The sequence below is a fragment of the Acinetobacter sp. Li1LvA2 genome (assembly GCF_056156705.1).
On the sequence record NZ_JBSICF010000001.1, the window covers coordinates 201,831 to 221,796 of the forward strand.

Below are 19,966 nucleotides of genomic sequence, written 5' to 3' on the forward strand. Positions count from 1 at the left end.
TTAATGAGAATGCCGTGGAAGGTTATTTTGATTGATCACACGCATGTATAACGTTGCAGGCTCTAAGCAGCCACCCGTTGATAATTGACCAACCATGTTGCGATACATTTCTTGCCAAGGCGTTTGAGATGTAGAGACAGTTGGTTTCCATTCCTGACGGCGTTTGTCTAACTCTTCGTCTGAAATGAGAACATTTACGGAGCGTTTATTTAAATCAATGCGTAAACGGTCATTGGTCTTTAATAATGCAATTCCACCGCCTACCGCCGCTTCGGGTGACATATTTAAAATAGAAGGGCTAGCAGATGTTCCGCTTTGGCGGCCATCTCCTAAGCAAGGCAGTGAATCAATCCCTTTTTTAATTAACTCCGCTGGAGGAGCCATATTAACGACTTCTGCGCTGCCCGGATAGCCAACAGTGCCAGCACCACGGATGACCAAAATACAATGTTCATCAATGTTTAAAGCAGTATCATTAATTCGTGCATGGTAGTCTTCGGGACCTTCAAAAACGATTGCACGTGCTTCAAAGCTATTTTCACTATTTGGGTCAGATAAATAGGTTTTCTTAAATGCTTCACCGACGACAGACATTTTCATAATGGCGCTGTCAAAGAAATTGCCGCTAAGCACGATAAAACCTGCACCATGTTTCAATGGTTGTTCATAAGGGAAGATGACATCTGCATTTGAGGTTTTTGCATTTTTAGCAATTTCCCCAATTGTTTTACCGCTGACTGATGCACAGTCTTCATGTAAAACACCTGCTTTTTGTAATTCATGCAAAACAGCAGGAACACCTCCCGCACGGTGGAAACCTTCACCCAAATATTTGCCCGCTGGCATACAGTTTACAATCAGCGGAATGCTTTCCCCAACACGTTGCCAGTCTTCTAAACTCAGCTCAATCCCCATATGACGGGCAATTGCAATGAGGTGAGGAGGGCAATTACTTGATGCCCCTAATGCTGAAGCTACCGCGATGGCATTTTCAAATGATTGTTTGTTCATGATTTTAGAAGGGCGTAAATCTTCTAAAACCATTTCACAAATTCTTTTGCCTGTCATATAGGCCATTTGCCCACGTTCACGATACGGTGCTGGAATACTTGCACATGTCGGCAAAGACATGCCCAAAGCTTCTGCTAATGCATTCATAGAAAGTGCAGTGCCCATGGTGTTGCAATGCCCGACCGAAGGCGATGCTGAAGTGGTCATTTCCATGAACCCTTCATAATCAATTTCACCCGTGGCAAGTAAATTTCTCGCATGCCAAAGCACAGTACCAGAACCAATTAACTCACCCTTAAAGTGACCATCTAGCATTGGTCCACCAGACAATACAATGGCTGGTATATCTGTTGTTGCGGCAGCCATTAAACAAGCAGGTGTAGTTTTGTCACAACCTGTGGTTAGCACTACACCATCAAGCGGATAGCCATGTAATATTTCAACTAAACCTAAGTAAGCTAAATTTCTATCAAGTGCAGCAGTAGGGCGACGGGTTTGTTCTGCAATTGGATGAACGGGGAATTCCATGGGAATACCACCCGCATCTCGAATACCTGCTTTAACCCGTTCAGCAAGTTCTTTGTGGTGACGGTTACATGGAGTTAAATCACTGCCAGTTTGTGCAATACCAATAATTGGGCGACCTGATTGTAGTTCGGCACGGGTCAGGCCATAATTCATATAACGCTCAACATAGAGTGCTGTCATGTCGGCATGTTCAGGATCATCAAACCATTCTTGGCTACGTAAAAAAATCCTTTTATTTTGATCATTCATTTTTTGATCCTTTCACTCATACTTTTTGAAATTTAGTTTATTCACGAGATGAATCTTACAATTCAGCCGATCGATAGTACGTGAAAATTATAGTAATTCACGTTGCTTTAAATTACGCATCAAAGCATTTATTCCAAAATTCCACGGCGTTGCTTTGTCACTGGTCATAACCGTGTTGTATAAAGTACCAAGTTTAGGTGAATGAATACGGACCACATCTCCGACTTTATGGGTAAAGCCAGCCCCAGCTTGTTCACGATCTTGAGTAGGCGCAAACAAAGTACCCAAAAACAGAACAAAACCATCTGGATATTGATGATTTTCATTCAGGGTTTGTTGAATTAAATCTTCCGGATCACGGCTAATTTGAGACATAGAACTCACACCATTGAGCACAAAGTTATCTGTACCTTCAATTTTCAGTTCAACATCACAAGCACGAATGTCATTTAAAGTAAAAGTATGATCAAAAAGGCGAATAAACGGTCCGATTGCACAAGATGCATTGTTATCTTTGGCTTTACTCAACAGTAAGGCGCTACGGCCTTCAAAGTCCCGTAAATTCACATCGTTTCCTAAAGTCGCGCCTAAAATTTTACCGTGGCTATTTGCAACCAATACAACTTCTGGTTCCGGATTATTCCATTCAGATTTCGGGTGAATACCAATATTTTGACCAGTTCCCACAGCCGCTAAAACGGGTGCTTTAGTAAAAATTTCAGCGTCAGTACCAATGCCCACCTCAAGATATTGAGACCACATTTTTTGCTCAATTAAATATTCTTTGAGTTGAAGGGCTTTTTCCGAGCCGGGTTCGATTGTTTTTAAATTATCACCGATTACCCCTTGTACCACTTCACGGATCGCTTGAGCTTTTTGTGCATCGCCACCAGCTTGTTCTTCAATCACACGCTCTAACATGCTTGCTGCAAAAGTAACACCTGCCGCTTTAATCACTTGTAAATCAATGGGGGCTAAAAAATATGCCTTATTTGTATCTGGTTTAGCGACTGTATTTGCAAATAACTCATCAATTGACCCAACTAATTTTCCTTCAATTTCAGACAAAGCTTTTAAAGGATCTGAGCTTTCAAGCAACTGGGAAATCGTGTGAAACTTTTCTGAAATATCAAAAACCTGATCACCTTTTAAAAGAATCGGAGATGGGCCGGAAATTTGATTTGGAATCCACGCGCGACCAATTAAGCATCCTTGAGTTGCATCGTCTGGTAATGAGTTCTGGGAATTTAACGTAAAGTTCATTTAAAGCATCCTTCTTTTATTTGAAATCATGATATGTTTCTTATTTAATAAACACCAATCGTAATAATTTAATTATTAATAACGAATAGTTATCAAAAAGGATTTTTATAAATGGCGGATTTGACTTATACAAGCCTAAATAATTGGTTGAAATTCAAACATTTGGTTTTGCTGGAAACTTTAGCACGAACCAATAATATGCATTTGGCAGCCGAGCAGATGAACTTAAGTCAGCCTGCGGTGAGTAAAATGCTAAAAGAAATTGAGAGCCTTCTCGGATTTCAGGTTTTTGAACGTCTGCCTCGCAATATGCCAGTAACAGCTTTGGGCGAGCAGGTGATTCGATATGCGCAGCGTGTTTTAAATGATGCAAAGCATTTTGTCGAAGACATAGAAATTTTACGGTTGGGTGGTCACGGTTTTTTAAAAGTAGGCGGTATTTTTGCCGCAACCGCTGTGGTGATTCCAAACTCCATTATTGAGATTAAGAAACAATGGCCATTACTTTCTATCGATGTTGTTGAGCAAACCAGTGACCATTTAATGGAAATGCTAAGTGAACATACTCTAGATTTAGCCGTAGGTCGTTTTACCGCGGTGACGCAAAGTCAATTTTTTGATTTCCAACCTTTAGGCCCGGAGCCGTTTTGCATAGTGGTAAATAATGCTCATCCATGTGCCCATAAAAAGTTTTGTACATTAGAAGAATTACTAAATTGGCCATGGGTACTTTATCCGAAAGGCACGCCAATTCGAGAACGTATGGAAGGCGCATTTGCCCGAGCAAAAGTCAAAATTCCTTTAAATACGGTAAATACCATGTCGATGCAGACCTTTTTGCAGATCTTAAAAGGTGCACCTATGGTGGGAATGTTGCCCGAAGCGATGGTGATTGATCAGGTAAAAGAGGGGCAATTACAGATTTTAGAAACAGATCTAATTTTAGATGCGCAGGATTATGGAATTTTGACGCGCAAAGATGAACCAGTGTCTGATATTGCAGCAGCGTTTATTAATATCTTACTTAAAAATGCAAAACGTAAATAAAATATTCAGCCTCAATCCATAGTTGGGTTTGAGGCTTTAAAATCAAAAAGAAAAACCTGCTTTGTTTAGTAAATTTATAAACATAAAATTGATATTAAAAAGTTATCAATATTTAGAAATTATTCATTGGAAATTATTAAAAGGAGTCCTTATCGTTTAATTCACGACAATTACAAAAGTTTTTAAGTGAATAAAAACTAGGAAAGGACCTCTATATGAATGTGCTAATCACTGGTGGAACAGGTTTTATTGGAAAACAAATCGCTAAAGAGATCTTAAAAACTGGCAGTTTGACTTTAGAGGACAATAAATCTGAACCCATCGATAAAATTATTCTATTTGATGCATTTGCAGGCGATGATTTGCCGCAAGACCCGAGAATTGAAGTGATTGTCGGTGATATTACCGATAAAACTACAGTTGCTCATATTACAGAAAATATTGATGTCGTTTGGCATTTGGCCGCTGTGGTGAGCTCAGCAGCAGAGGCCGATTTTGATTTAGGTATGGATGTTAATTTATATGGACTCTTAAATTTATTAGAAGAATTAAGAAAGAAACAAACCATGCCTCGGGTTATTTTTGCCAGTGGCTGTGCTGTATTTGGTGGCCAATTACCAGAAGTTGTGACAGATGAGACAGTAGTTACACCAAAGTCTTCTTACGGCATGCAAAAAGCAGTAGGAGAATTACTGGTTTCAGATTATTCACGTAAAGGCTTTATTGATGGCCGTGTTTTAAGATTACCGACGATTGTGGTTCGTCCAGGCAAACCAAATAAAGCTGCATCAACATTTTTTAGTTCAATCATCCGTGAACCATTAAAAGGCGAAACGACTGTTTGCCCAGTCCAGTCAGATACTCCAGTTTTTGTTACTTCACCACGACGTTGTGTTGAATCAATGATTAAAGCTGCGTCAATTTCTTCAGATGTACTTCAAGATAACCGAATTATTCCTCTACCAGGATTAACAGTTACGGTTAAAGAAATGCTTGAGGCGCTTGAAAAAGTTGCAGGCAAACAAGCAACTGATTTAGTGCAATGGCAAGAAGACAAAACTATTCAACGTATTGTTCAAAGTTGGCCTGTTCAAGTGAAAGCTGAATATGCCGAATCTTTAGGTTTCCAAGCAGACGAAAATTTTGAAAGCGTGATTCAGGCACATATAGAAGATACCCAAAATTAATGGCAGTGATCGCCAATTGATGTGAGAGTTATTATGGAAGATATCAAAAATGTAACTGCTCTCGAAGAGCAGACAATCAAACGTATTTCGAATCGAATTATCCCGTTTCTTATTATTTTATTCATTATGGCATTTCTAGACAGGACCAATATTGGTTTTGCTGCGCTACACATGAATGATGCACTTGGAATTACTCAAACGATTTTTGGTCTAGGTGCGGGTGTTTTTTTTCTAGGTTATTTTATTGCCGAAGTGCCAAGTAATATCTTGCTTCATCGTTTTGGAGCGCGAATCTGGATTGCCCGAATCATGATTACTTGGGGAATTATTGCCGGACTCATGGGTTTTATTCATAGCGGCACGCAGTTTATTGTTTTACGGTTTTTACTTGGTATTGCAGAAGCGGGTTTCTTTCCGGGCGTTATCTTTTATTTAACCTTGTGGTTTCCCGCAAAATATCGTGCTCGTGTTTTTGCCACGTTCTATCTTGGATTACCAATTGCTCAAATTATTGGGGCGCCAATTTCAGTTGGTCTCATGCAATGGGGCAATACCATTGGTTATGAAGGTTGGCGTTTGATGTATATCCTAGAAGGTATTCCATCCATTATTTTGGGATTAATCTGTCTAAAATATTTAACCAATAATCCAAAAGAAGCACAGTGGTTAACGGCTGATCAGCGCCAATGGTTAATGTCTACACTAGAACGTGAAGAAAGAGAAAAAGAGCAATCTGCCGATGCTGCTTTAACTAAAGGTGAACTCATTAAACAAGTGTTTAAAAATCCTTTAGTGTGGATTATGGCAATTGTGTACTTTGGAATTACTTCTGGTTCAAATGCAATGTTCTTCTTCTTACCAAGTGTTTTAGAGTCATTCCGTAATACGTTTGGTATGCAAATCAGTCTTATTCAAAATGGTTTACTCACCGCAATTCCATATGCATTTGCAGCAGTCGGAATGGTTTTATGGAGCCGCCGTTCTGACCGTAAACAAGAGCGTTATAAACACGGCGCTTGTGCTGCACTTATGGCTGCATTAGCAATTGCGATTGCACTACTTGTAAATCAACCGTGGGCCATTATTGTGGGCTTTATCTTTCTTGCCATTGGTGTGTTTAGCGCAATTAACATTTTCTGGACCATTCCTGGGCAAACTCTCACGGGAGTAGGGGCCGCAGCCGGAATTGGATTAATTAACTCAGTGGGTAATTTAAGCGGTTTTACGGGTCCATATTTAACTGGATATTTATATACAACTACCGGCACCTATACAGTAGCTTTCCTGGCCATTGCAGGCTTTGTAGCGATGGGTGGCTTAGGACTGCTGCTATTAGCAAAGTTAAAATCGAATAGCTTAAAAGTAGAAAAACAGCAACTTAAAGTTCGAGCAGCTGCGGAGATAAAATAATGGCGACCATCGGGTTTGTGGGTACAGGCATTATGGGAATGCCAATGGCTATGAATTTACTTAAGGCAGGTCATCAGCTAAAAGTCTGGAATAGAACCTCCTCTAAAGCAGATAGCTTAAAAGAGGCGGGTGCTCATGTTTGCTCTGAACTTGAACAAGTAGGGAAAGATGTAGATTTTCTGATTTGTATGCTCAGCGATGGAAAAACTTGTGATGAGATTCTGTTTAAACAGCATGGTGCCATCTCTCAGCTAAAACCTGAAAGCACGGTTATCGTCATGAGTTCGATAGCGGTTGAGGTTGCAAAAGCACAAAGTGAAAAGTGTAAAGAAAGAGGACTTAGATACTTAGATGCTCCTGTGTCCGGTGGAGAAAAAGGTGCCCAAAATGCAAGTCTTGCCATTATGGTTGGTGGTGAAGCTGAAACATTTTCACAAGCTGAAACTATTTTAACTGCAATGGGTCGACCAATTTTAGTGGGCGGGGCTAGCTGCGGAATGCTCGCAAAACTTGTAAATCAAATGATTGTAGCCACCACCATTGCAACAGTAAGTGAAGGTTTATTGCTTGCCAGTAAAGCTGGCGCCGATCCTATTAAGCTAAAACAGGCACTCACGGGAGGCTTTGCCGATTCTCCAATTTTACAGCAGCATGGCGAGCGTATGTTAAATCGAGATTTTAAACCAGGTGGCACTGCTCGAAACCAGCATAAAGATATTCATACAGCCGTTAGCTATGCCAAATCACTTGAATTGAATTTACCCGTCGCCCAACAAGTGAGTCAGTTATTTGAAAATATGCTTGCTGCCGGAGACGGTGAGTTGGATCATTCTGGTTTAATTCGTGAACTTGAGCGAATGAATCCAGTGTGATTTTGCTTTGATTTAAATTTAGCGGTACTTGATGAATAGACATAATCAAGTACCGCTTTTTTTTCTGGTATTAATTTTTTAAGGTCTGCATTTATTGCTTTTATATATTCTTAATATCTACGGACGGAGAAACCCCAAAAAAACGTTTATATTCTCGGGAGAATTGCGACAAACTTTCATAACCGACTTGAATACTGGTCGTTGAAATATCATATTCTTCGGTCATTAATAAACGCCGTGCTTCGGTTAACTTCATTCTCTTTTGATACTGTAAGGGACTCATCGAGGTTATATCCCTAAAATGTTGATGAAAACTAGAAGCACTCATACCCATTGTGCTTGCAAGTTCTTCAACGCTAAAGGATTTTGCAAAATTTGTTTTCAGCCATTCAATCGCTTTCACAATTCGATGGCCGGTAGTTCCGGCCGCTACAATGCGTTTAAGTCGATCGCCTTGTGGGCTCATCAATAAACGATAAAAAATTTCTTTAATAATCAGTGGAGACAAGATGGGGATGTCTTGGGGTGTATCTAATAGTTTTATTAACCGTATAAAAGCATCATTCAGCTCTGAATTGACTACTCCAACAGCCATTCCTTTTTTCTCAGTATTTACATCTTTAAAAGGTATGTGGGCCTCAAGCATGATTTGGGCGAGTACATACGGGTCTAGGCGTAAAACTATTGAAAGATAAGGTCGCTCAACTGAAGCTTCAAGAACTTGAGCAATTACAGGTAGGTCAATTGCCGTAAAAAGGAAATGGTTAGAGTCGTACGTATAGGTTTCTTCGCTAAGAATCACCTGTTTTTTACCTTGAGCAATCATACATAGACTCGCATCCATCATGCTGCTACTTGGTTGGGTCAATGTTTCCGCACGATATAAAGTCAGTCCCATAATAGGCGTTTCGAATGTACCTTTCTCACGTGTCCATTGATCGATAAGTTGAGCTAATTCTTGATTATGGTTTAGAGACCTATTCGCCATTTAGATTGTACCGATTACCCTCTGTGTTTTTATTGTAGGCATTTCAAATCAGAAAAATAGAGAGAAGTGCAACAATTCGGAGGATTAGGCAAATCTGTGAGAGGAATTGAACAACAGCTTACGATTTTCATTTTTATACTGATCTACATGGCACAAAGTCGATGAGTTGGAACTTAGTGGGCCAGAACATATTTATGGGTTTTTCAAAATCTATAGCCATCAATGAATGTCCAGTGAAGAAATCGTCTTTATTTAAACATTAAACATGAGAGAAAAAATATGACAATTGAAGTTTTAGGTTATGCCGCGCTGTCATCAGAAACTCCTTTAGTTCCGTTTAAGTTTGAACGTAGAACCCCACGTGAAGATGATGTTGTCATTCAAATTGAATATTGTGGTGTTTGCCATTCCGATCTTCATCAAGCTAAAAACGATTGGGGATTTAGTGCTTATCCAATCGTTCCGGGCCATGAAATTGTAGGGCGTGTCACTTCAATTGGTCCTAAAGTTACAAAATATAAGGTTGGTGATTTAGTGGGAATTGGCTGTATGGTCGATTCATGCCGTACTTGTTCGGCTTGTCATTCAGGGCTAGAGCAATATTGTGAAGAAGGTAACATTCAGACTTATGGCGGCGTAGATCGCCACGACCAACGACCAACCTATGGTGGATATTCACAAAGTATTACGTGTAGCCAAGATTTTGTATTAAAAGTACCTGAAAATCTGGATGCTCAAGCTGTACCACCGTTACTGTGTGCGGGTATTACCACTTGGTCGCCGCTGCGTCACTGGAATGTTGGAAAGGGTAGTAAAGTCGCTGTAGTCGGTTTAGGTGGTTTAGGACACATGGCGATTAAACTTGCCAATGCTCTAGGTGCAGAAGTGACATTATTCACCCGCTCAGCAAACAAAGAACAGGATGCAAAACAACTCGGAGCGCATCATGTTGTGTTATCAACAGATGAAGCTCAAATGAAATCAGTGTTAAATCAATTTGATTTGATTATTGATACGGTGCCTTATAACCATGACTTGAAGCCTTATATTCCAACACTAGCTTTAAATGGAACAATTGTGCTGGTCGGATATTTAGGTGAAATTAGCGCAAATTCAGTACCTATGATTTTAGGAAGAAAATCAATTGCAGGGTCGGTGATTGGCGGAATTAAGGAAACACAAGAGCTACTCGATTTTTGTGGTGAGCATAATATTGTGTCTGAAGTAGAGATGATTGATATGCAAAACATTAATGAAGCTTTTGAACGTATGCTAAAGAGCGACGTGAAGTATCGTTTTGTAATTGATATGAAAACACTGTCTGAAGATTAATTTAGTAATGACTTTGGCTGTGCATACGATGAGTAGTGTGCACAGCTCAAAGATTTAATACCAATGTGAGTGTTATGATTTAGAAGGAAGGTATTTACGCATAGCAAAGATAAATAGCGTAAATAAAATACTGAAACCAAAAACAGGTAAGCTTAGCCCTAACACGAGACCCACCAATATTAACCCTATTTTTTGTGAGCCAGTTGCACGGTTCCAAATCAATAAGCTTTGCTCAACAAAGTGGCTCGTCATGAGTTTTAAATTCGAGTTTTTAAACGCAGCCCTATATGCATAAATAATCATAATGCACAGCACGAAAGCATAAAGTGCTAGTACCAATTGATTTATCCAGCCAAATAAAACACCAATATGCGCATCAACTCCCCAACGAGTGAGCTTTGCCACCAGTGAATAGTCTTTAAAAGCAAGTTGATCGATGACTTTATGTTGTTCCATATCAATTGCGATACTGTCTGCTTGAGTTGGCCATTTACGCTGAATCTCGGCTATCGTCCAAGCTTGATTTCCACTGGTTGGTGGCTTGATTTGTATTTGTGCTGCATCAATGCCATGTGCTCTGGCTATTGCAAGAGCGCTATCATACTCATTTGAAATAATATTTAAATTCAGGTTTTCACTATGTGGCATTTCGTGATGCTCATGGTGCATCACTGTAGGTAAATTATCTTCTTGAAGAGAAGTTGCCAATGTTGGGGTTTGCCAGTTAAGCCATTGACGAGCAACTCGAATATTATCTCCAGCCCATTCAGACCATGTAAGACCTGTAATGGCGATGATTAATAAGAGAGGGAATAACGCTAAACCCAACGAGCTATGCCATTTCAGTAATCTATTTTTTTGTGTTTGTCTGATTTTAAGATTTTGACGACGTTTCCACCAATTATATAGTCCAGTTAAAGTCAAAATAGCTAACCAGCTTGCTGCCAGTTCACTATAAAAGCGTCCCCACTTTCCTAGTAATAAATTGCTATGTAGCTGGTCGAGTGTAGTCCGAAACGGCAGAACCCCACTGGTACCATAAACCGCTAGATGGCCTTTGGCTTTAAGTGTAAAAGGATCAATAAAAACGGCTTCACTCGTAAAATCATGTATAGGATCTGAAAAAATTACACGAGTTGTTTGGTCAGCACTTGGAGCTGGTCTAACTTCAATCACCTGTGCAGACTTAGGCATTACTTGCTTTGCGGCTTCAATTTGCTGGCTCAGCTTATGTGGCGGTTGCTTCAGTGGCTCAATATATAGAACATCTTTATAAATCGCTTGCTCTATTTGAGGTGTAATTGCATAGAGTAAACCAGTGATTGCTGCGAACAAGATAAATGGCGCAATAAAAATACCAGCATAAATATGAATTAAACGGTAAAGACTACGCCAGAAGGATGATTGGGTCAGCATCAGAAAAGAATGTTTGTCAGGTGGTGGGCGGATTATAACGACTTATTTATCTTGATGCTGATTGAGCTGTAACCAGTATTAAATTATTTGAGTAGCTCTTAGGCATATCGTCTGGTTTGATAATTAAATGGTTTTTATTACTTGGTAAATTATATATTTTTTACTTACGCCTTAAGATCTTATTTACATGACATATTTAATAATGGAACAACTTATTATTTAAATAATCTTGATTCTTTAGCATACCTTTCGCTACAAGAATGGAAGATATGCAAATATCAGAATTAAAATGTTAAAAACCGCTTATTTTAGGATAAGCGGTTTTATTAGAATAAAATTGTATACAGTCCCAAATTAATGATGGCCTTGGGAAGTACCACCATTTCCATCTGAAAGACTAATTCGAATATTTTGCATCATGCCTTGATCTTCATGATCTAAAATATGGCAGTGCAATACAAAGTCACCGATGTAGCGTTCGTACTTGGTTCTAAGAATGACTTTATAACTGGCTCCTTGTACGTTTTTAACCCAGATTGTATCTTTCCATGTCCCTTTTAGACCGCGGTATTGTGGGTCAGGGGCAGCTGTTTTGTCATAGTCATCCACGGCGTTTATATCACTGACATCTTTACCGTTAGGGTCATACACTGCCACGACTTGAAATGGGTTTACATGAATATGAAAAGGATGGCTGGCTAATTTAGAGGTGAGTATCCATTCATCGGTTTTGCCTAACTCGAGTGTACGGTCAATTCGATCTGGTTGATACGGTTTTCCATTCACCTGAAACTGAACTGGATTAGCATTTGTATCAATATTAAATTCTAAAAATTGTTTATAGGGAGTAGCTGGTAAGTCCTGATGAGGAATAAAGTGGCTGAATTTCAGATTTTGTTGTAAATCTTGAAGCACAGCAGGACGCATATCTGGGGCAATATTGCGTGCTGCATTATTGCTTAACGCCGTTGTTAATGACTGAGGTGCTGAAGTGGCTTTATTAACTTGAATGATACCCAGCAAGCGTCTTTGCGAAAACGTACGGTCTACGTTAGCCGAAGCTGACGCCGCTTCATCAATTAAACAATAACGGCCTTCTTGCGGGAATTGCATTAATGCATCATAACGGTAACCCGGTTGAAAAACGGTAACTGTTTTATCCATAACCTGTTTAAAGGTTAGACCATCTGCTGCAATCAGGTGTTGGTTCACAATAGGCCCTGTACAGCTCTCACTTAATAATTTCTTTTCACCCATTGGGGTCAAATCGAGTTTGGAAGGAATATTTTGCATTTGACGAACGCTTAAGTTGATACTGTCGCGGACACCTGCATGTACCATTCGCCAACGCTCAACTTGTCCTGCAACCGCTTGAGTAATGAACGGTTGTACTTCACCATTAATGCTTGTATATCGGCCTGATTTCCCCCAATCCCCCGGGCCAAAACCCTGATAATCCCTAATTTCACCAATTTGATTGTTTTGGCAAATATAGTTGCCATTTTTATCAGTTTCAATTTTTCCGTTAGCATCATAGCAAGCATATTGGATTTGTTGAAAAACTAGCGTTCTTTCTTTAAAACCATAAGTGAGTAAATCTAAATCACCTGTGTTGTTTGGAGTAGGCTGACGATATCCACGAATGATTAAAGCACCTGCCATACCACTTGCAACTTGAATTGCGGTTGAACCATGTCGATGTGGGTGATACCAAAATGTTCCGGCTGGATGATCGGGTGGAATGTTGTATTCATATTGGAAATTAACACCCGGATTAATCGAAATTAAAACGTTATCACTATTTCCTGCTGGGTTAATCCATAAACCGTGAGTGTGCATGTTAGTGCCATCAAAACAATGGGGTTTATTCACATCAAAATGATCGCCAGTACAACTTGGGTCTTTAGGAAATTTTTTGTGAGTAATCGGGTCTATATCAAGTTGATTATCTAAGTTTGCTCGTACAGTTTCTCCCGGAAATACTTCAATCGTCGGAGCAATATAAGGTGTATTGGGCTGTGTATCTGTACCTTGATAACTACGTAAAACAACTTCGTCATAACGATTTGTCGCTGGGTTCCATAGTTTGTTCCTCGTTTTTTTAACCTCCCATGTAAATAATGCTTCATTAGAAGATTGCATTTGCGGCGTATTTGTTGATGAAACTTTCAGGTTGGGGGCAGCAAGTAACGCAATATGTTTACGCGCAACAGTCATATCGGGTGGGTCTTCTAATATACGTTCAGAAGAATCATTTGCTGATACACACCAACTTACTAAAGTTAGAGGCGTGCATAATATTAAATGAGCTATTTTCATAATGAATATAGGCCTGAAAAAATCAGGCCTCTCCCTTAATTATTATTTTGACGTTTCTAAGCGAACTTGAGAAATACTCAAGCCTTGAGAGCTTACTTTTTCTTTCACTTGATCAAGCGTTAAATCAGTAGCAACAAACTGAACTTCTAAGTCTTCAGCAGCCATGCCTAATTGCTTAACTTGATCACTGACTTGATAGACCAATTGGCCAATATGACCTGGGTGTCCGCCGTGGTCATGGTCTAACACACCGAAGTAGTTAATTGTGGCAACATAAATTTTTTGGTCAGGTTTATTTTTTGGAGATAGATAAATCTTATAGGTTAGATTTGGATTACCAATCATTTGGACATTATCTAATATTAAATAAGTTTGTCCTGATGAGAGCTTTGTTTGAGTAAGTTGACTTGAGTTTTCTAGGAAACTTGCAGTTTGAGGGGCTAAAGCTACTTTTTGAGTTACACCCATAAGCTTAATGCTTTTATTACTGCTAACTGGTTTATGATTCATTTTAAATAGGTTTGCTTTTTCAGCACCTTTACTACTCATGACATTAGCTTCAACTTTACAAGCATTTTCATTGGTATATCGCACTGGAATTTTACCGGGGGTGAATACATCTGCAATGGTCATGGTGACTTTGTTGCCGTTTTCATCTGCAAAAGTATATCGGGTGTCATACCAACTATCTGGCATACCTAAATTTTTCTTGGCCCATTCAAGGGTAATTGGTTGCCCATTCGCTTTTTTATTTAACCAGCATTGCCACAAGCGGTCGATATTGGCATGGTGCATATAAAATACGGGGTCTAAGCCTGCAATAGGTACAAATCCCATATCGGGTAGTACACAGTTTTTACCTACTGCACAGTGCATTACACCATGGGGTTGAGACTGTAATTGGTTAGAGAAGTCTGTGAAGTTATCCCATTTAAATGCTTGAGCAGCGCTGGCATTATCTGGATCTATGGCGCTGATATTTGCATTTAAACCGGGTGTACGGAACTGATCATATAAGGTACCTGCTTGTTTACCACGGACTAATTGAGGGAGTGCTAAGCCTTTACCATTAGCAGCTTTTTCTTGGTAATAATCCCAATAAGGAAGGGAATAATCTTGCCCAACATATTTACGAACTGTTCGCTCATAGAAATAAAGCATCATACGGTGCCAAGGTAAGAAATTTAGATTGCCATGTTGGCATGTACCCCAAACTTCATCGGTAAAGCCATCATTTGGGACTGGTGAATTTTGGATATGCTTATAGTAACTGTCACATACTGCTTTACTGTATATCTGTAAACACTGTGGCATACGGTATTGATTAACATAATAATCTTTGTCTGTTGCATGTGTACCTGTACCAAAATAGCCATGCGTATTGGCCCAGTAATTAAAGCTTGTACGAAACTCAGGTGATAAAGGGGGAGCATTATTATTTGCTCGCATTTTTTCCAAACCCTTTTGTAATGCGCTTACTTTGGCTGGATCTTTTGCGAACTCCATAGCACTCATTCGTAGCGAGTCAGCATGAGTTGCTAAACTCATGCTAAACAAGAGAGTGCCTAAAATATAATAATTTCTCTTCATAATTTTAAATCCTTGTCATGTTTAATGTTTTTATATTTGATTATTTGTAATGTATGAATTTACCTTTGTTTGGGTAATTCTTAATCTAATCTAGCATATAAAGAAGTTTTTATTAAAGGTTTATATCTAATATTAATAATGAAAAAATTTAATTTTAAATCCTGTAATTTTTTAGAAAAACTTAAATGTTTAGTATATTATTTATAATAGTTTTTTATTAATAATTAAAAGGTTTTTAAAATAAAAAATAATTATATTTTTGCTTAATTTGTTTTGTTTTTTAAAATTTATGGGTTTAAAGTCTCATTATTAAATAAAATGTTAGATATGAAGATTTTTGATTAAAATTAAATATTAAAAATTATTTTATTTGAATGGTTAGCATGCATGCTCTAAAGGTTTTGTATAGGGCTATCTATATTTTGAGTTTTAAAATACAAATTACAATTGCATGATTATTAAGTTTATTTTGTAATTTTGGCATTTTTATTGCTTAATTACTCTTATCTTTAGTACAACATTTGATTTACTAACTTATAAATGATGATTCAAACCGTCTTGCTCTCTTATGGTGTCTTTTTCATATGAAAAATGCACCAAATAGACACGTCTTTTTATTTTGCACTATATTTGTGCGTTGGATGCTGTAATGAAGTCATTGGTTTCAATACTCACTTTACTCATTCTATGTGGATGCTCTTCATCCGAACAAAGTAGAAAAACTAAAGAAAACTTAGCACCCCATTCGATATGTGTTTTTGATAGTACAAATACAAAAGTTTGTGTAGCCGAACCAGCACAAAGAATTGTTTCTTTATTTGAGTCGGGTTTAGATGGCTTATATATGCTAGGGCAAGGTCACAAAGTGATTGGTATACCAGCCGAAGTATACATCCAGCCTTTATTATTCAATGCTTATTCAAAAATAGATAAGCGTATTGCTAATAAACAGCTTGCGGCGCCTTCACAAGGGGCAAATGCAACCAATATTGAAAGTCTTGTGTTGTTAAAACCTGATCTGGTGATTGTAGGGAGCGGGCAGACTCAAACGATTGAATTGCTACGACAGTTTGGCATTGCTGTATATGTCATGGAGTCAGGTACTTACCAGCAAGTAAAAGAAGAGTTATCTGAAATTGCTATTCTGAGTGGTGCCCAAAAGCGTGCTCAGGAAATTTTAAATTTCTCTGATGAAATTGTGGCAGAAGTTGCAGCAAAAACGGCACGTCAATCAAATAAGCAATCGATTTATTATGCGTGGTCAGGAGGGCGTATTTTTTCTACCTCTGGACGTCAGTCGATTACCAATGATTTTATTGAACTCGCTGGTGCTTACAACATTGTTCAGACCGATGCTAACCAGCCCAATGTAAATCCCGAGACTTTAATTGAATGGAACCCCGATAATATTGTGCTTTGGAATACCAACCCAAAACTGATTTATGAACGAAAAGAATTACAAGGCTTAAGTGCCGTACAAAACCGTAAGGTATTTAATTTGAGTCCTGCATTTATATATAACCCCCATACCATCAAAATCATTATTACGGCGATTTATTTGAATCATAGTATTTATCCTGAACAGTCTGATTTACCTGTAAGTGCTTTACAACAGCGTATTTTAACTAAGTTGTATGGTGAGCAGCTTGCCAAAGCGTTGGTGCAATGAATATGCAAAAGCTCAAATATTATTGGTTTTACCCGTTACCATTCGTGATGATTTTTATGTCTTTGCTCATCGGGCCAACTCAAACCTTGAGTGCATGGGATTATTTGCGGTGGAGTGTACAAGCAGTGTTTGGTACACCATATTTTGATGCGGAACAATTTAGGCTGATGCAAAACATTCTGGTCAATGTCAGATTACCCAGAATTTTATTGACCTTTATGGTGGGAGCTGCATTAGCAACTGCGGGAAATGGTTTACAGGCATTGTTTCGTAACCCTTTGGTTGACTCGTATGTGCTCGGTATTTCATCTGGTGCGGCGTTTGGTGCAGCTTTGGCACTTTCTTTAAGTTGGTTTTCACCAAATCTATCCGCCTTTATTTTTGGTGTTTGTGCTGTTGCCTTAACGTATTTATTTGCCCATCAAAAACATGAAAGCCAGACATCTTTAGTGATGGTAATTTTATCGGGCATGATTGTTTCGGGGCTGTTTTTGGCAGGACTTACAGTTATTCAATACTTAAGTGATCCATTTAAACTGCAAGCCATTGTGCAATGGACGATGGGCAACTTACATCAGGCTTCTTGGCAAAAAGTTCAATACGCCGTGCTACCAATCTGTATTGGTCTTGCTGGATTATTTGCGATGCGTTGGCGCCTAAACCTAATGGCACTCGGTGCCGAAGAAGCACAGGCGGTTGGTGTTAACCCAAGGTGGGAACAGCTGCTATTAATTGCGTTGGTGACTGTATGTACATCAACTTCTGTGGCAGCGGCTGGCATTATTAGTTTATATGGGCTGTTTATGCCGCATATTGTGAGAATGTTGGTTGGGCCAGATCACCGCTACAGTATTCCTGCCAATATGATTTTGGGCGGCAGTTTTCTACTGTTGATTGATAATTTTTCTCGGGTTTTACTGACATTTGAAATACCGATCGGCATTTTTACCATGTTACTTGGTGCACCATTTTTCTTATTATTAATGAAAACACAGAGGACTCATTGGGCATGATTCAAATTGATCAGTTAAATTATGCCTATGGGCACAAACAGGTCCTTAAAAATATTCATCTGGAGTTTCCTGAAAATCAGTTTTCAGTGATTTTAGGGCGTAATGGTTGCGGAAAATCGACACTTTTTAAATTGATGGCGGGCCTAGAACCTGTAAAAGATGGGTTGATTCGTTACTCTGGAAAACCACTATTGGACTTTAAAGGGAAAGATCGGGCAGCATTACTCGGTTTTTTACCGCAGTTTCATAAAACCGTATTTCCATTTTTGGTTAAAGATGTAGTGATTACGGGGCGTGCCGCTTTTAGCAGATATAGACCTTCAAAATCAGACTGGGAACGTGTAGACCAAGCTTTGCTTGATTTAGACATCGAGCATTTGCGTGACCGCCCTTATACCGAGCTATCGGGTGGTGAAAGGCAATTGGTTATGATTGCCCGCATTTTAGTACAAGCACCGAAAGTCATTTTGCTTGATGAGCCAACCAACCATCTCGATGTTTATTATCAGTCTTATTTAATGAAAAAATTGCGTCAGTTGTCGCGGCAAAATTTTACGGTGATTGCGATTATGCATGATCCCAATTTGGCCTTTTTATTTGCCGATCATTTGTTTTTTATGCGCCAACACGAAGTCGTTAAGCCTGAGTCAAAAACACGAATAACCGATCCGAAGTTTTTAAAAAGTGTCTATGATGTTGAGTTCCATGAAGCCATGATTCAAGACAAAACCATTGTTATCCCTGATCATTCTTGGCTATAAATATGACTTTTCACTATCATCTAGCAGACAAATCAGACTATGCATCTGCGGTAGAGTTTGCACTTTATACAAGACATTTATTATTTCCAGAAATCTATCATGGGCAAGTTCCCAAAGATTTAAAAAATTTTGGGCAATATTATGTTAATGATCCATTAGGTTGCTTTATTACGGTAAAAGACCAAAGCCGTATTATTGGCACTATTGCATATCGGGCGTATGACCATCGTTTTGATTTATATTTGCCATCTAAGACAGTGGAAGTGGTTAAGTTGTTTGTATTGCCTGAATACCGCCGCAATGGCATCGCAACCATGCTATGTAAAATGTTGTTTAACCATGCACAGAAGAATGAAATTACTACTTTGTATTTGCATACCCATCCATTTTTACCTGCGGCTGAAGAGTTTTGGCGGCTTCAAGGCTTTGACGTTATTAAACGAGAATGGATCGATACCTATGACACCATTCACATGAGTAAATCTTTATAGCGCTTTATCATGCGTATGAAATCTTTTTTGAAAATGGGTAGGTGGATAACCCATAATTTTACTGAACATTGCGGTAAAAGCTGCCGAGTGTTCATAGCCCAAACTAAAAGCAATTTCCGTAATTGAGATATTTGCTTTTAACGCATTTAAAGCATAGATGATGCAGACTCGATTACGCCAAGCCTGAAAGGACATGCCAGTTTCAGACTTAAACCAGCGGTGAAAAGTCCGTTCACTTTTATTGTGGTTCTGTGCCCAATCTTTAGGACTGCTATGAATGTCAGGATGCTGCATAAACTCAGCACACTGTTTAGATAACAATGTGTTGTGAGGTAATGGAATAAACAGAGGTAGGGCTGGTGCGGCTTCTAATTCATATAACAATAAATCGATAAGAGCGCCGTCACGACCTGCACGCTGGTAATCAATAGATAGCTGATTTGCCTGAATGAGCAGTTGATGTAGCAGAGGAGATACTTGCACAACCTCGCAATATGTTGCCTGTCTTGGGGCATGGCTCGCTTCTATATACAAACTATAAGTACTGACTTTAGATAGCCATACCCGATGTGGTTTGCCTGCGGGTATCCATACACCGCTGTACGGTAAAACGAGCCATTGACCATCTTCAGTTTCAACTTTCATGAGACCTTCGGGTGCATATAAGAACTGAGCACGACGATGGCTATGCGTATCTAATAAAGTATCAGCAGGATAGTCTGATCCTAATGCCAGAACCGCTTGCGGTAGATGGTCTACATCGTTAATTGGAATATTACGCATATATTTTTGGCTGAAATAAATAAAAAAATGGCTTTTC

Annotated in this window: 16 protein-coding genes; 9 read left to right on the forward strand and 7 right to left on the reverse strand. The window is 39.0% G+C overall.

Annotation, left to right across the window (positions count from 1 at the left end; genetic code table 11):
* Both ACS604_RS00950 and ACS604_RS00955 read right to left on the reverse strand, forming a co-directional pair.
* Positions 1-1,788 carry an IlvD/Edd family dehydratase gene (locus ACS604_RS00950; protein WP_474769519.1) on the reverse strand — a complete coding sequence of 596 codons (1,788 nt, stop codon included), beginning with the start codon at positions 1,786-1,788 and terminating at the stop codon, positions 1-3.
* Positions 1,789-1,875: 87 nt separating this feature from the next.
* Positions 1,876-3,051 (reverse strand): fumarylacetoacetate hydrolase family protein, encoded by a 1,176-nt coding sequence (locus ACS604_RS00955; RefSeq protein ID WP_474769520.1) that lies wholly within the window; start codon positions 3,049-3,051, stop codon positions 1,876-1,878.
* Positions 3,052-3,162: 111 nt separating this feature from the next.
* Between ACS604_RS00955 and ACS604_RS00960 the strand changes: the two genes are divergently transcribed.
* From ACS604_RS00960 to ACS604_RS00975, 4 genes are all read left to right on the forward strand, one after another.
* On the forward strand, positions 3,163-4,098 hold the full coding sequence (locus ACS604_RS00960) for a LysR family transcriptional regulator (protein ID WP_224991959.1): 936 nt from the start codon (positions 3,163-3,165) through the stop codon (positions 4,096-4,098).
* Between the two features lie 215 nt (positions 4,099-4,313).
* Positions 4,314-5,285, forward strand: coding sequence for a D-erythronate dehydrogenase (gene denD / locus ACS604_RS00965; RefSeq protein WP_474769521.1), 972 nt, complete (start codon positions 4,314-4,316; stop codon positions 5,283-5,285).
* Positions 5,286-5,318: 33 nt separating this feature from the next.
* Complete coding sequence (locus ACS604_RS00970) at positions 5,319-6,695, forward strand: MFS transporter (RefSeq protein ID WP_174759734.1); 1,377 nt, start codon at positions 5,319-5,321, stop codon at positions 6,693-6,695.
* The gene (locus tag ACS604_RS00975; protein WP_474769522.1) at positions 6,695-7,567 is read left to right on the forward strand and encodes an NAD(P)-dependent oxidoreductase; all 873 of its coding nucleotides are present in this window, start codon (positions 6,695-6,697) and stop codon (positions 7,565-7,567) included. The genes ACS604_RS00970 and ACS604_RS00975 overlap by 1 nt, the downstream gene beginning before the upstream one ends.
* Before the next feature lie 100 nt (positions 7,568-7,667).
* On the opposite strand, the gene ACS604_RS00980 is transcribed toward ACS604_RS00975, so the two are convergent.
* The gene (locus ACS604_RS00980; RefSeq protein WP_474769523.1) at positions 7,668-8,555 is read right to left on the reverse strand and encodes an AraC family transcriptional regulator; all 888 of its coding nucleotides are present in this window, start codon (positions 8,553-8,555) and stop codon (positions 7,668-7,670) included.
* Positions 8,556-8,834: 279 nt separating this feature from the next.
* Here ACS604_RS00980 and ACS604_RS00985 point away from each other — a divergent pair, with 279 nt between their 5' ends.
* The gene (locus ACS604_RS00985) at positions 8,835-9,887 is read left to right on the forward strand and encodes an NAD(P)-dependent alcohol dehydrogenase (protein ID WP_057074829.1); all 1,053 of its coding nucleotides are present in this window, start codon (positions 8,835-8,837) and stop codon (positions 9,885-9,887) included.
* Between the two features lie 72 nt (positions 9,888-9,959).
* Here the strand turns inward: ACS604_RS00985 and ACS604_RS00990 are convergent, their stop codons facing one another.
* The 3 genes from ACS604_RS00990 to ACS604_RS01000 form a co-directional block, all read right to left on the reverse strand.
* Positions 9,960-11,303, reverse strand: coding sequence for a PepSY-associated TM helix domain-containing protein (locus ACS604_RS00990; protein WP_474769524.1), 1,344 nt, complete (start codon positions 11,301-11,303; stop codon positions 9,960-9,962).
* A 354-nt stretch (positions 11,304-11,657) separates the two neighbouring features.
* Complete coding sequence (locus ACS604_RS00995; protein WP_474769525.1) at positions 11,658-13,622, reverse strand: multicopper oxidase family protein; 1,965 nt, start codon at positions 13,620-13,622, stop codon at positions 11,658-11,660.
* 42 nt (positions 13,623-13,664) lie between these two features.
* Positions 13,665-15,212, reverse strand: coding sequence for a tyrosinase family protein (locus tag ACS604_RS01000; protein WP_474769526.1), 1,548 nt, complete (start codon positions 15,210-15,212; stop codon positions 13,665-13,667).
* Between the two features lie 649 nt (positions 15,213-15,861).
* On the opposite strand from ACS604_RS01000, the gene ACS604_RS01005 reads away from it, so the two are divergent.
* The 4 genes from ACS604_RS01005 to ACS604_RS01020 are packed head-to-tail and all read left to right on the forward strand — an operon-like array spanning position 15,862 to position 19,146.
* Positions 15,862-16,881, forward strand: a complete 1,020-nt coding sequence (locus ACS604_RS01005) for an ABC transporter substrate-binding protein (RefSeq protein ID WP_474769527.1) — start codon at positions 15,862-15,864, stop codon at positions 16,879-16,881.
* A 2-nt stretch (positions 16,882-16,883) separates the two neighbouring features.
* Positions 16,884-17,894 (forward strand): FecCD family ABC transporter permease, encoded by a 1,011-nt coding sequence (locus tag ACS604_RS01010; RefSeq protein WP_474769528.1) that lies wholly within the window; start codon positions 16,884-16,886, stop codon positions 17,892-17,894.
* A complete protein-coding gene (locus ACS604_RS01015; RefSeq protein WP_474769529.1) occupies positions 17,891-18,655 on the forward strand; it encodes an ABC transporter ATP-binding protein in 765 nt (254 codons plus the stop codon). Before ACS604_RS01010 ends, ACS604_RS01015 begins: the two co-directional genes overlap by 4 nt.
* Before the next feature lie 2 nt (positions 18,656-18,657).
* Positions 18,658-19,146, forward strand: a complete 489-nt coding sequence (locus tag ACS604_RS01020) for a GNAT family N-acetyltransferase (RefSeq protein ID WP_474769530.1) — start codon at positions 18,658-18,660, stop codon at positions 19,144-19,146.
* On the opposite strand, the gene ACS604_RS01025 is transcribed toward ACS604_RS01020, so the two are convergent.
* Positions 19,141-19,929 (reverse strand): AraC family transcriptional regulator, encoded by a 789-nt coding sequence (locus ACS604_RS01025; RefSeq protein WP_474769531.1) that lies wholly within the window; start codon positions 19,927-19,929, stop codon positions 19,141-19,143. The two genes, ACS604_RS01020 and ACS604_RS01025, sit on opposite strands and share 6 nt — an antisense overlap.
* Positions 19,930-19,966 lie beyond the last annotated feature (37 nt).

Bases quoted from the DNA above. Each gene is read 5' to 3' on its own strand.
- ACS604_RS00950 (WP_474769519.1), bottom strand. From the start codon at position 1,788: ATGAATGATCAAAATAAAAGGATTTTTTTACGTAGCCAAGAATGGTTT.
- ACS604_RS00955 (WP_474769520.1), bottom strand. From the start codon at position 3,051: ATGAACTTTACGTTAAATTCCCAGAACTCATTACCAGACGATGCAACT.
- ACS604_RS00960 (WP_224991959.1), top strand. From the start codon at position 3,163: ATGGCGGATTTGACTTATACAAGCCTAAATAATTGGTTGAAATTCAAA.
- denD (WP_474769521.1), top strand. From the start codon at position 4,314: ATGAATGTGCTAATCACTGGTGGAACAGGTTTTATTGGAAAACAAATC.
- ACS604_RS00970 (WP_174759734.1), top strand. From the start codon at position 5,319: ATGGAAGATATCAAAAATGTAACTGCTCTCGAAGAGCAGACAATCAAA.
- ACS604_RS00975 (WP_474769522.1), top strand. From the start codon at position 6,695: ATGGCGACCATCGGGTTTGTGGGTACAGGCATTATGGGAATGCCAATG.
- ACS604_RS00980 (WP_474769523.1), bottom strand. From the start codon at position 8,555: ATGGCGAATAGGTCTCTAAACCATAATCAAGAATTAGCTCAACTTATC.
- ACS604_RS00985 (WP_057074829.1), top strand. From the start codon at position 8,835: ATGACAATTGAAGTTTTAGGTTATGCCGCGCTGTCATCAGAAACTCCT.
- ACS604_RS00990 (WP_474769524.1), bottom strand. From the start codon at position 11,303: ATGCTGACCCAATCATCCTTCTGGCGTAGTCTTTACCGTTTAATTCAT.
- ACS604_RS00995 (WP_474769525.1), bottom strand. From the start codon at position 13,622: ATGAAAATAGCTCATTTAATATTATGCACGCCTCTAACTTTAGTAAGT.
- ACS604_RS01000 (WP_474769526.1), bottom strand. From the start codon at position 15,212: ATGAAGAGAAATTATTATATTTTAGGCACTCTCTTGTTTAGCATGAGT.
- ACS604_RS01005 (WP_474769527.1), top strand. From the start codon at position 15,862: ATGAAGTCATTGGTTTCAATACTCACTTTACTCATTCTATGTGGATGC.
- ACS604_RS01010 (WP_474769528.1), top strand. From the start codon at position 16,884: ATGCAAAAGCTCAAATATTATTGGTTTTACCCGTTACCATTCGTGATG.
- ACS604_RS01015 (WP_474769529.1), top strand. From the start codon at position 17,891: ATGATTCAAATTGATCAGTTAAATTATGCCTATGGGCACAAACAGGTC.
- ACS604_RS01020 (WP_474769530.1), top strand. From the start codon at position 18,658: ATGACTTTTCACTATCATCTAGCAGACAAATCAGACTATGCATCTGCG.
- ACS604_RS01025 (WP_474769531.1), bottom strand. From the start codon at position 19,929: ATGCGTAATATTCCAATTAACGATGTAGACCATCTACCGCAAGCGGTT.